This is a genomic window from Citrifermentans bremense R1, from assembly GCF_000426865.1.
GTDB lineage: Bacteria > Desulfobacterota > Desulfuromonadia > Geobacterales > Geobacteraceae > Geomonas > Geomonas bremensis.
In genome coordinates, this window is sequence record NZ_KE384581.1 from 316334 (window position 1) to 328930 (window position 12597).

The 12597-nt window shown below is 60.1% G+C and carries 8 protein-coding genes; 2 read left to right on the forward strand and 6 right to left on the reverse strand.

Translation table 11 applies throughout. The features are described from left to right. Positions 1–23 precede the first annotated feature (23 nt). A complete protein-coding gene (locus tag K419_RS24220) occupies positions 24–3575 on the reverse strand; it encodes a PAS domain S-box protein (protein ID WP_084154299.1) in 3552 nt (1183 codons plus the stop codon). Between the two features lie 423 nt (positions 3576–3998). Between K419_RS24220 and K419_RS0120375 the strand changes: the two genes are divergently transcribed. Then, positions 3999–5612, forward strand: coding sequence for a methyl-accepting chemotaxis protein (locus K419_RS0120375; RefSeq protein WP_035497663.1), 1614 nt, complete (start codon positions 3999–4001; stop codon positions 5610–5612). A 127-nt stretch (positions 5613–5739) separates the two neighbouring features. Here the strand turns inward: K419_RS0120375 and K419_RS0120380 are convergent, their stop codons facing one another. Continuing rightward, a complete protein-coding gene (locus K419_RS0120380; RefSeq protein WP_012529163.1) occupies positions 5740–5928 on the reverse strand; it encodes a hypothetical protein in 189 nt (62 codons plus the stop codon). A 646-nt stretch (positions 5929–6574) separates the two neighbouring features. Beyond that, positions 6575–6937, reverse strand: a complete 363-nt coding sequence (locus K419_RS0120390) for a hypothetical protein (protein ID WP_026843158.1) — start codon at positions 6935–6937, stop codon at positions 6575–6577. A gap of 209 nt (positions 6938–7146) precedes the next feature. Here K419_RS0120390 and K419_RS22550 point away from each other — a divergent pair, with 209 nt between their 5' ends. Next, positions 7147–8343 (forward strand): PP2C family protein-serine/threonine phosphatase, encoded by a 1197-nt coding sequence (locus K419_RS22550; protein WP_084154300.1) that lies wholly within the window; start codon positions 7147–7149, stop codon positions 8341–8343. Positions 8344–8392: 49 nt separating this feature from the next. On the opposite strand, the gene K419_RS0120400 is transcribed toward K419_RS22550, so the two are convergent. The 3 genes from K419_RS0120400 to K419_RS0120410 form a co-directional block, all read right to left on the reverse strand. Further along, the gene (locus K419_RS0120400) at positions 8393–8584 is read right to left on the reverse strand and encodes a hypothetical protein (protein ID WP_026843159.1); all 192 of its coding nucleotides are present in this window, start codon (positions 8582–8584) and stop codon (positions 8393–8395) included. A gap of 51 nt (positions 8585–8635) precedes the next feature. Next, positions 8636–10225, reverse strand: a complete 1590-nt coding sequence (pckA, locus tag K419_RS0120405; protein WP_026843160.1) for a phosphoenolpyruvate carboxykinase (ATP) — start codon at positions 10223–10225, stop codon at positions 8636–8638. Positions 10226–10371: 146 nt separating this feature from the next. After that, complete coding sequence (locus K419_RS0120410) at positions 10372–12288, reverse strand: phosphoenolpyruvate carboxykinase (GTP) (protein ID WP_156912269.1); 1917 nt, start codon at positions 12286–12288, stop codon at positions 10372–10374. Positions 12289–12597 lie beyond the last annotated feature (309 nt).

The following is a 12597-nucleotide window of genomic DNA, read 5'->3' on the forward strand; positions in this document are numbered from 1 at the left end:
GGTTTTCTTCGTTTTTCTTCCTACTAGATATATTTCCTGATCGCCTCTTGCAGTTTGGCCAGGTCGTACGGTTTTTGGATGAAGCCGCACGGGGCTCCTTCGAGGTCGTGTGCGATCTCCTGTTCGTTGAAGCCGCTGGACATGATCACCTTGACCGCAGGATCCAACCGGCGCAGTTCTCTCAGGCACTGCCTGCCGTCCATCCGCGGCATGGTCAGGTCGAGGATCACGAAGGAAACCTCCTCTCCCCTTCCGAAGACCTCGACTGCCTCTTCGCCGTCTCTAGCTGTGACCGCTTTGAGACCAAGGCTCTCCAGCATTTGCACCCCTATCTCCCGCACCGTATCCTCGTCCTCCACCAAAAGCACCGTGCCGCTCCCCTGCCAAGCGTCGGCGCCGGTGTGGTCGCGGCTTGTAGTCGGCATCTCACCCGGCGCTTCTGCGACAGGGAGGCATATGGTGAACGTCGTCCCTGTGCCGGGCTCGCTGGAGATGTCTATGGAGCCGTTGTGCCCCTTCACGATCCCCTGGACTGCGGCCATCCCCAAACCGCGGCCGGTGAATTTGGTGGTGAAGAACGGATCGAAAATCTTGGCCACCGTTTCACTGTCCATGCCGCAACCGGTGTCTGCGACCATGAGATAGACGCATTGCGTCTCGCTCTGGGCGCGGCTAACCCTTCTCCCTTTCCGGCACTCCTCAACGCACTGCGAATACCCTGTGGAGATGGTTATTTCACCGCTGTTGTCCCCGATCGCCTCGGAGGCGTTGATCACCAGGTTCATCACCACTTGCCGAATCTGGGTCGCGTCGGCAACGATGTGCGGGAGCGACTGGTGCAGGTTGAATTTCAAGGCCGCTTTCTTCGAGATGGAGACCTCAAGCAGGTGCAGCATGTTGTCCAGCAGGCGGTTCAGGTCTATCCGCTCCACCACGAACCTTCCCTTGCCGGAATAGGCGAGCATCTGGCTGGTCAGGTCCGCGGCGCGCGACGCTGCGTACTGGATCCTCTGCAGGTTCTCTGTGGCCGGTGACGCGTCGTCGAGGCGGATCTGGGCGAGGTCGGCGTTGCCGATGATCGCCATCAGGATGTTGTTGAAGTCATGGGCGATCCCCCCGGCCAGAACCCCGAGGCTTTCGAGCTTTTGCGCATGCAGCAGCTGCTGCTCCAACTCCACGGCCTGCTTCCTCTGTGTGATATCCCTGGTTATGCCGTGGTAGCCGGTGATCGTTCCGCCGGCGTCATGGTCAGCGGTGAAGAAGATCTCGGTCCAGATGAGTTGCCCGTCCTTGCAGCGCTGCTGTATTTCCAGGGGGGACGTCTCCCGGGCATCCTCGCCGGGGCGCATCTTTTCGGTTATGGCGGCATGCCACTCGCTTGTCGTCTGCTCCAGGATGGTGTGCCCTAAGACCTCGTCGGCCCGATAGCCCCGCAGGCGCTCGTCGGCGGGGCTGATGTAGGTGAAACGGTAACCGGCGTCCAACTTCCACACCACATCGGCGACGTCCTCGGTGAGCAGGCGGTAGTGGGTTTCGCTCGCGCGCAGCTGGCTTTCCATGGCCTTGCGCTCGGAGATGTCCTGGACCATCCAGATGAATCCATCCTCGGGTGCACCTGGGTTCACCATCTGCACCACGAGGTTGCACCAGATCAAGGAGCCGTCCTTTCTTTTCAGCTCCATGTCGGCGCTATGGATCCCGCCTTTGGCTGTCGCACTGCTTGCGGCGGACCAAAACTGCCGATACAACTGCATGTCCGGGTGCAATTGCGCCGTGTCCATCCCCAGAGTCTTACCCGGTCCGTACCCGGTAATCTTGTCGAAGGCCGGGTTGGCCATGCGTATCTTCCGGTCCGCCAAAAGGCATGCGCCTATCGGCATGGTCGTCAATATGGTCCGCTGCTCGCTTGCCAGTCGCTCCACCTGCTGCGTCCGCTCCGCTACCCGCTGCTCCAGGGTGTCGTTGAGCAGTTGCAGTTCGGTGAGGTGTTCCTCGATGGTTTCGCTCATCACCTGGAAATTCTCGATCAGATTGTTGGTCTCCGTTATCCCGCTTTGCGGCCAATCGACAAATCCGCCAGAGGCGAGCCTCGAGGGGAGGTCGTTGGTAACCTTGCGCAGGTTCTCTATGCTGACCATGATCCGGCGCCCCAAAAAAGTCGCCAGCGCGAGCGCCATGAGCGTCAGCAGCGAGATCAGGATCAGCTTCTTGGTGGCGCTGTTGTAAAGCTGTTTCTGGAAAGGCGCCACAGGCTGTTCCAGCACCAGTCTCCACTCCGCCTGTTCTCCTATGACGGACTCGGCGCCGTAGAGGGATTTTTTCCAACGCTCGGACAGCGGCGTATGGGGGGAAGCGTCCGGCACAAACTGGCTGATGCCGTTATCCAGGCTCTTCATGGTTCCCTTGCCGTGCCGAAAAGGTGTCATCGCCGTCTGGTCTGAGCGGTTGCTCATGATGACGGTACCTTTCCTGTCAATAAGGGTATAAAGCATCCCCTTTGGGTTGCAGTCCGAATCCAGCCGCTCCTTTATCCGCTGCAGGCTGAGCGCTCCTAGGACATAGCCGCGGTACTCTCCCCGGACTACGACCGGAGCAAGCATCGATACCTGCAGTTTGGCGCCGTCCGCGTTGGCCTGAACCGGTTCAGACAGTATGGGCTTTAGCGTCTGCTTCAGTTTGGGGATGTAGTGCCCGTTGACGAAGGCCTTGCCGACGTTTTTCTCCCCCAGGTCGTCGTGCGACGGATAAAAAGATTTGACGGCGGCGGTTTTGTCAAGCAGCCCGGCGCTCAGCAAGTTGGTGTCGAACTTCGTCGTCTGCTCCAGGTACGGTTGCATCTGTTGGGGGGGGAGCGACCCTGCAAGTTCGGCCAGGTTCCCTATCACGGTCTTCCGGTTCTTCACCCATGTTTCCAACTGGGCCGCCTCCCGGTCGATGTCCTGTTTCAGCCCGGCGCGAATGCGTTGGTCGGCTTCTGCGAAGTCGGCCCTCCCTTCCATGGCCAACAGCAAAAGGGCCGGTGCCACAACGAAAAAAGCGAGCAGGCTCGTAATCATCTCCCTGAACGGGATCATCGCGGAACGCGACCTGAGGGCAAAAACGGTGAAGAGAAGCCTGGCCACGATGGCGTTCGCTACACCGTTCATGGCCTGCTTCGAGGCGATGATGTGGACGTTACTCAGCGGGACATGCATGGCGCCGTGGTAAAACAGGTAAACGAGCGGCACGCCCATGAAGACCCAGTACAGGATGTCTGCCGAGATCATGCCGAACTTGCGGCGCTCCATCAGGGCGCCTACTGCCGCGGCCTCGGCAGCGAGGATGATGGTGGCGTAAGGGTGGTTCCAGAGAACGTAGGTATAGCATCCGATCAGCGCTGCTGCCGCAGTGCCGAGGCGGAGACCAAAAAGCTGAAGTGCGAGCAGCGCGAAGATGCTGCCGAAGAGAAAGTCGATGTTTAGGAAGAGGGTAAACTTGAAATAATTGCCCGCCAAGCCGGCGGCGGCGAGCATTAAAAAGATAAGGGTACTGCTGCAGGTACGACCTCTTGCGAGGTTGCCATCGTCCGTGAACATCAAGGTCTCCCAATCAGATATTTGTTTCCCTCCAGCGACAACTACTCCACGTCATTTCCTGGGTCCACAGTTTTCACGCAAAAGGTTATCTGTATCAGGCAGGTCTTCTTCGTCAGAGCATGCGGCAGACGGCGAGGCCGCGGCAAAGCGGCATACGGTATGGCAGATTCAGCATGCCATATATTAATGACACGCTGCCTTCCGTTGGATTAATGATAGCAGGGACTTGGTTTCCGTGCAACTTGAGCACCTATGCATTTTTGCCTCTGCCGGACGCTGAACCTCGTTCATCCTGAACTGCGCGATCGGGAGAATTATTCTTCAGGACGGTTTTCCTGCTCAAGTTAACATCGCGAAGGACGATATGGACCGGACGGAGTAGCTAACGGGTGCCATCGAAGTGGGATCGATAGGAGATCAGGGATGAAAATCGGAGTTCGCCTCGGAGCATGTTTTGGAATCATCATAGTCATCATGTTTTCGGTTACCGCCTTTACCGGCAACAGGCTTTCGTACATCAACAGCCGGGTGAAGGTTATCGTTGACGACAAGTATCCTAAGACCGTTCTTCTGAACCAGGTGAACGAGAACATCAACGTCATCGCCCGCACCTTGCGCAACGCCGTCATCGTCGAAGATCCAGCCCTCGCGAAAAAGGAACTGGAGCGGATTCCCGAGATCAGCAAGAGCACGGTGCAGTGCTTCGAAAAGCTGAAGAAGACGGCGACGAACCCGGCTGAGCTTGCCGCCTTCAAGGAAATCGATGCGGTGAGGGGACCGTACAAGGATGCCCAGAAGGAGCTGGTGGCGCTGATCGAGGCAAACTCCAAGGCAGATGCGGGGACGCTGCTTTTGGGAAGGTACCGGGATGCGCAGAGGGAGTACATAGCGGCGGTGAAGAAGATGATCGACGTGCAGTCGAACCATCTGGTTGATCTCGGGCGCAACGTCGAGGATGCCTATAAGCTCGCCAGGAACCTCAGTATACTCTTCTCCGCCATCGCCATGGTGCTCGGCGGGATCTTCGCCTACCTGGTCACCAGGAGCATCACGAAGCCGGTCGAGAACCTGGTGTCGGTCAACGCCCGGCTCGCCGAAGGCGACCTGACCGCCGTCCCCGGAGTGCACGGCAGCGATGAACTTGGCCTTCTTGCCGAATCGACCCGCAAGGTGGTGGCCAACATGCGCGAGGTTCTGGGGCAGGTGGCGCAAGCCTCGACCTCGGTCGCCTCGGCCTCCCAGAGGCTGCAGCAGACCGCTTCGGCCATCGCCACCGGCGCCGAGGACATGGTGGGGCAGATCAGCACAGTAGCGGTGGCGAGCGAAGAGATGGCCGCCACCAGCAACGATATCGCCTGCAACTGCGGCATGGCGGCGGAGAGTTCCCAGGCTACCAGCAACGCGGCTGTGAAGGGTAGCGGCGTCGTCGACGAGACCATACAGGGGATGGGAAGGATCGCCGAGCAGGTAAAGGAGTCCTCGCGGACGGTGGAGAGCCTCGGGGTGCGCTCGGAGCAGATCGGCGAGATCGTGGGTACCATCGAAGACATCGCCGACCAGACCAACCTCCTTGCCTTGAACGCCGCCATAGAGGCCGCCCGTGCGGGAGAGCAGGGGAGGGGGTTCGCGGTCGTGGCAGACGAGGTGCGGGCGCTGGCGGAGCGGACCACCAGGGCGACCAGAGAGATCTCAGGGATGATCCAGAACATCCAGGGCGAGACCAGGGCCGCCGTAAAGGCGATGGAAGAAGGCGTAGCCCAAGTGGTCAAGGGTGCGGCCAGCTCCGAGCAGTCGGGGGAGGCCCTGCAAGAAATCCTGCAGCAGGTGAACGAGCTTTCCATGCAGATCAACCAGGTGGCTACCGCGGCGGCGGAACAGACGGCGACCACCAACGAGATTACGGCCAACGTGCAGCGGGTGAGCTGCGTGATCCAGGATACGGCCCGCGGCGCCGGCGACACTGCGGCAGCGGCGGCCCAATTGGCGGCCCACGCCGATCAACTGCAGGGGCTGGTGCGCAGGTTCCGGCTGGCCTAGCCATCATTTATGATTCAAGGGACCCATAGCAATCAGCGGGTCCTTTTCCAGGCGCAAAACGAGAGAGCCGCATCCATGACGCGGCTCTCTCGTTTTACATTAAAAGGCAACGATTCGCCTCAGGGGGTCACACCATTTCGCAGTCGTCCTCCGGCCAGCTGTCCAGGCTGCCATCGGCCAACTCTACCTGCACCGTGTCCCCTTCTATGGTGCAGCCGTAGGAGAGGCCGGCTTCGCCGGTCTTTTTATTCCTCACCTGTACCCTTTGTTCTCTTCTTTCGGTGGTATCGCAAATCTCAGAATGTGGTCCTTTCATGACTGACCTCCTTCCTTTGGCTTAATGATAGCAGGGGCTGTTACCTTGCGCAACTAGACCAAAGTGGATCTACTGCACCGTGCCCCGGAGAGCAGGCCCTGGAGAATTTTACAGACCCGTAAGGGTAGATGACTCGTACATCGCGGTGTGTAATTCATGCATCGCGGTAGATGACTCGTGCATCGCGGTATGTAATTCATGCATCGCGGTAGACGACTCGTACATCGCGGTATGTAATTTATGCATCGCGGTAGATGGCTCGTACATCGCGGCATGTAATTCATGCATCACGGTAGATGACTCGTGCATCGCGGCAGATGACTCGTACATCGCGGAAGGTAAATGGTGTATCGCGGTGTGTAATTCGTGCAACGGGGAATGTAATTCGTGCAACTGGGGGAGTAACTCGTGCAACTGGGGGAGTAACTCGTGCAACTGGGGGAGTAACTCGTGCAACTGGGGGAGTAACTCGTGCAACGTGGGGAGTAACTCGTGCAACGTGGGGAGTAACTCGTGCAACGTGGGGAGTAACTCGTACAACGCAATGTGTAACTCGTACATCCCGGTAGATGCCCCTACTCCCGTGCCGGTTCGAACTCTCCGTCTCCTTTGGCGAGTTTGCCCGCCGTAGCATTGCCAAGGCGGGTCACCGCCCCCTTCTTTCTTTGACGACATCGAATCCCGAAGCGACGAGGATGTCGGGAGTGCGCACGGCTGCCATTTCGAGGAGAGCCGCGATCTCATCCAGGTAGACTACGAGTTGCGCCTGGAGTAACGCGCGTTCCGCAATGACCAGCCTGCTGCCCAGCATGGACTCGTGGTACAGTGCGTCGTGCTTGTCCGATGCCGAGAGATACGACGGGAGCAGCGTGGCGTCGGCACTCCATATCGAATCGGGGAATCTCATTTTTTCGGCCAAAGCAGTTTTCACCTTTTGGTTGAAGCTATGAAACTTCGTGGGAGCGACGTTCCTATAGTTCCGCAGTATCCGGTTACACTGACTTGTCACGTTGCACCTCCATCTTGTTCCGGGCTATGGAAATGCTTTAAGTTACACAGTTACCACGGCAATGCAAGCTCAGCGGGACACAAAACGGTTGCACCACGAGGTTCCGGGGCCTGAATGAAGCCCCCTGCACTCATGTCCGGGCCTTTGCCTGCCGATAAGTGCAAGTGACCTCTTTTCTTTCATTCGGCAGTGTATTCGCGGTGGTTTTTATGCGTGCGACAATCCTCGTGGTTGATGACAGCAAGTCCATGCGCAGGATTATTGTGGACTCCCTTAAGGACGAGGGCTATGAATGCAGGTCCGCGGAGGATGTGGACACCGCCCTGATCGCCTTGGACGGGTGCGAGTTCAGTCTTGTGCTCTGCGACATCGAGATGCCTGGGCGCAACGGCATCTTCCTGCTCAACGAGATCCGCACCACACGCCCAGACACCTACGTCGTCATGCTGACCGGGGTCACCGACCCGGAGACGGTGATGCATTGCATCCACTTAGGCGCAAACGATTACCTGATGAAGCCGTTTACCTTGGAGCGCCTGCTGCTCACGGTCAGGAATTCCCTCCGGCAGCGAAAGCTCTACCTTGAGCACAGGTCATATCAGGAGACCCTGGAGCAGAAGGTCCTGGAACAAACCGAGCAGATACGCGCGAGCCTGTTGGAAAAAGCGCTCATCACCAAGGAGATGGAGATCGCCGGCGCCATACACGCGGCACTGGTCCTACGGTTCATACCTTCTACCCCGCGCCTCTCCTTTGCCGCCCACTACCTCTCCGCCGGCCCCCTGGGAGGAGACTATTTCGACATATTTCACCGTGGCGACGGCTTGGTGGACGTTGTCGTCGCCGATGTCGCCGGCCATAACATAGGCTCCGCGCTTATCGTGGCGCAGCTGCGCGGTGCCTTGCGCGTGCAGGCGTCGGCCTCGCGCCTTGGCTGCGCGGAGATGCTGAAGCTGATCAACGAATCCTTTTACGAAGATCTGACCGGCGCCGAACTCTTCGTGAGCATGCTGTACCTCCGCCTGGACGAGGTGAGCATGCAGCTGCAATACGCCTGCGCCGGCCATAACCCGGGCGTCATGCTCCGCGCCGACGGCTCCGTGCTGGAACTGGACGCCGAGGGGATGATCATCGGCGTGGCGCGCGAGGTTGAATTCGAGGAGAAAGCGCTTCCCCTTGAGGCCGGGAGCCGCCTGGTGCTTTATACCGACGGGATAGTGGAGGCGGAAAACGGTGCAGGTGAGCTGTTCGGGCTTGCCAGGTTTGTCTCATCGCTCAACGAGGCGCGGGAGGGGGAGGGGGAGCCGGGCGCGCTGATCGAGGCTGCGCTCTCTTCGATGAAGCGCTTCACCTCGGCCGTGCCGCTAAAGGACGACCTGACGGTCGTGGTGGTGGGAGTCTCATAAAGGAAAGGCCGCCCGGATTGCCGGACGGCCTTTCTTCTTTGTCTTGCTCTCAGGAAATCATCTCGCAATCATCCTCGGGCCAGCTGTCGAGGCTGCCGTCGGAGAGTTCGACCTGGACGGTATCCCCCTCGATGGTGCAGCCGTAGCTCAAGCCTATCTCGCCGGTCCTGGTGTTCTTCACCTGCACCCGCTGCTCTTTCCTCTCGGTCGTGTCGCATATCTCTGAATGCACCTTTTTCATGGCAGCCTCCTCGGCTTCGAATTGGTGACAGCTGCGCCATCCGCTTTACAGCTAAAGGACGGAGGCGATCTCCGGCGACGTGGTGCTCTTGAACTGCTCGAAGTTGTGACGGAACATCTCCACCAGTTTCTGGGCGGTGGCGTCGTAGGCGCCCTTGTCGTTCCAGACGTTCCTCGGATTGAGGATCTCGGCGGGAAGGCCGGGACAGGCGGCGGGGATGTCGAGGCCGAAGACCGGGTCCTTCACGAAGCTGCCGGCACCGAGGGTGCCGTCCAGGGCGGCGTTGACGAGGGCTCGGGAGTAGGCGATCTTCATCCTTTCCCCGATGCCAGGGCCGCCGCCGCTCCAGCCGGTGTTGACGAGCCAGCAGCAAACCTGGTGCGAGGCGATCTTCTTTCCCAGGAGGTCGGCGTAAAGAGAGGGCCTGAGCGCCATGAACGGCGCTCCCAAGCAGGCGGAGAAGGTCGCCTGCGGTTCGGTGACGCCGGCTTCGGTCCCCGCCACCTTCGCCGTGTACCCGGAGAGGAAGTGGTACATCGCCTGCGCAGGGGTAAGCCTGGCGATGGGGGGGAGCACGCCGAAGGCGTCGCAGGTGAGCATGATGACGTGGTTCGGGTGTCCGCCACACCCTTCGCCGACGATGTTGGGGATGTGGGTGATGGGGTAGGAGGCCCGGGTGTTCTCGGTGAAGGAGGCGTCGTCGAGGTCTATGCGGCGCGAGATGGTGTCGATGGCGACGTTCTCCAGGATGGTGCCGAACTTCCTGGTGCACTGGTAGATCTCCGGTTCGCTCTGCGGGGAGAGGTTGATCACCTTGGCGTAGCACCCTCCCTCGAAGTTGAAGACGCCGGCGTCGTCCCAGCCGTGCTCGTCGTCGCCGATGAGAAGCCGGTTGGAAGCGGCGGAGAGGGTGGTCTTGCCGGTGCCGGAGAGCCCGAAGAAGATGGCGACCTCCCCTTTCTCCCCGGCGTTGGCCGAGCAGTGCATGGACATCACCCCTTTTTGCGGCAAGAGGTAGTTGAGCACGGTGAAGATCGACTTCTTGATCTCGCCGGCGTAGCTGGTGCCGCCTATGATGACGAGCTTCCGGGCGAAGTTGATGATGATGAAGGCTTCGGAGTTGGTCCCGTCGACTTTGGGTTGCGCGTGGAAGGCGGGGAGGTCGATCACGGTGAACTCGGTGTTGTGGGTGAGGAGCTCCTCCGGGGTCGCGCGCAGGAACATGTTGCGCGCAAATAGCGCGTGCCAGGCGCGCTCGGAGATGATGCGCACCGGGATCCTGTGCTCCGGGCTCGCCCCGGCGAAGCAGTCCTGCACGAAGAGGTCGCGCCCCTGCATGTAGTTGGTCATCTTCTTGTAGAGGTGGTCGAAGCTCTCCGGCGGGAAGGGGCGGTTCACCTTGCCCCAGTTGATATGGCTGCTGCTTTGCGGCTCGTCGACGATGAACTTGTCGTTGGCGGCGCGCCCGGTATAGTGGCCGGTCTTTACGGTCAAAGCACCCAGGTGGGAGATGAGCCCCTCGCCTCTTCTTACCACCTGCTCGTAAAGCACCGAGGTGGGGGAGGTCCAGTAGATGAGGTTCGGGTTAGTGATGCCGTGCTGCTCCAGTCCGCTTCCCCGTGTGATGTCGTTGAATCTCACGGCGCCCCCCTTTTCATTCTCATTGGATTTGCAACAAGCTAATAAGATAGCAGGGGCGGGTATCTTTGCAACCGGCGCGGCAAAGCAAAGGGGCCCCGGTCGTTAAGACCGGGGCCCCTGCTTGTTTCATTGGATTTTCAACTTCTCTAGTCGTTGAACCCTTCGGCGGACATCGGGTTGAACTGCTCCCAATGCTCCGGGGAGCGCCAAAGGCCGGAGAGGATCATCTCACGGATGTGGAGGAACTCTTTGGGGAGACGGTCGTACATCTTCACGAACAGCTCCTCGTGGGAGAGGATCTCCTCCTTCCAGACGTCGCGGTCGATGGACATGAGCTCGTGGTACTGCTCCCGGCTGACGGAGTTGAGGCCGGTCCAGTCGATGTCCTCGTAGCGCGGCATCCACCCCAGAGGGCTTTCCACGGAAGCTCCGCGGCCGTTGGCGCGGTCGGCGATCCACTTGAGGATGCGCATGTTGTCGCCGAAGCCCGGCCAGAGGAACTTGCCGTTGGCGTCTTTTCTGAACCAGTTGACCGAGAAGATGCGCGGCGGGTTCGGGGTGGTGCGCCCGACCTGCAGCCAGTGGTTGAAGTAGTCGGCCACGTGGTACCCGGTGAAGGGGAGCATCGCGAACGGGTCGCGGCGCACGTTGCCGATGGCGCCGACCGCAGCCGCGGTGGTCTCGCTCCCCATGGTGGCCGCGAGGTAGACGCCGTAGCTCCAGTTGAAGGACTGGTACACCAGCGGGATCACGTTGTTGCGGCGGCCGCCGAACACGAAGGCCTTCATCGGCACGCCTTTGGGATCTTCCCAGGCCGGGTCGATGGAGGGGCACTGGTTGGCCGGGGAGGTGAAGCGGGAGTTCGGGTGCGCGGCGTTCCTGCCGCATCCTGCGGTCCACTCGTTACCCTGCCAGTCGGTCAGCTTCGCCGGGAGTTCGTCGGTCATCCCCTCCCACCAGACGTCGCCGTCCGGGGTGAGCGCCACGTTGGTGAAGATGGTGTTCTTGGCGCAGGAGTGCATGGCGTTGGGGTTGGACTTGAAAGAGGTGCCGGGGGCCACGCCGAAGAAGCCCGCTTCCGGGTTGATGGCGTAGAGCTGGCCGTCGGCGCCGGGCTTGATCCAGGCGATGTCGTCGCCCACGGTGGAAACCTTCCAGCCGCTGTTCTTGAAGTGGTCGGGCGGGACCAGCATGGAGAGGTTGGTCTTGCCGCAGGCGCTCGGGAAGGCGGCGCCCAGGTAGGTCTTCTCCCCTTCCGGGTTCTCGAGGCCGAGAATCAGCATGTGCTCGGCAAGCCACCCTTCGTCCTTGGCGATCTTGGAGGCGATCCTAAGCGCCAGGCACTTCTTGCCCAGAAGGGCGTTCCCGCCGTAGCCGGAGCCGAAGGACCAGATGGAGCGCTCTTCGGGGAAGTGGACGATGTACTTCTCCTTGTTGCAGGGCCAGGTGACGTCCTTTTGTCCCGCGGCGAGCGGTGCGCCGACCGAGTGCAGGCAGGGGACGAACTCGCCGTTCTCGCCCAGGATGTCGACCACCTTCTTACCCATGCGGGTCATGATCTTCATGTTGACGGCGACGTAGGCGGAGTCGGAGATCTCGACGCCGATCTTGGCGATGTTGGAGCCCAGGGGACCCATGCTGAAGGGGATGACGTACATGGTGCGCCCCTTCATGCAGCCGGTGAAGAGCCCGGTGAGGGTCTTCTTCATCTCTTTGGGGGGCATCCAGTTGTTGGTCGGGCCTGCGTCCTGCTTGGCGAGGCTGCAGATGAAGGTGCGGTCCTCGACGCGGGCGACGTCGCCCGGATCGGAGCAGGCAAGGTAGCTGTTCGGGCGCTTCTCGGGGTTCAGCTTACGGAAGGTGCCGCCTTTGACCAGCAGATCGCACAGGCTGTTGTACTCCTCCTCGCTCCCGTCGCACCAGTGGATGCTGTCGGGCTGGCACATCTCTGCTACTTCCTTGACCCAGGCGAGCAGCTGCTTGTTCTTTACCTCGTAACTCATTTTTACTCCCTCCTTTGGGTATGACTCAATCGCATGCTTGGAAGAGACTGCGGTCTGCATGGTGCTGCCGATTTCCATCGTTTCCATGGCTGCCCTCCTCTGCCGTTCGTGGCAGGAAGACCGAAAGGAGACGGAACGGAATCCCTGTCGCCGGGTCCGCTGCTGATTCCGGTCTGCGGTTAGTGTTTCGATGACGGGAAATGGGTCTGACACAGTTACGTGGGATTTTCTGAACGTCGCGTGCGGGTATTGGGAAGTGAGGCCCTCGCCCTTATTGACGATTCGCTCTCTGATATCGCGGTGCATTTTCGCTTTACTGTCTCTTGAGCTGCCCTGAGAGACCTGCACCTTTTTTGATGTCATGGAACG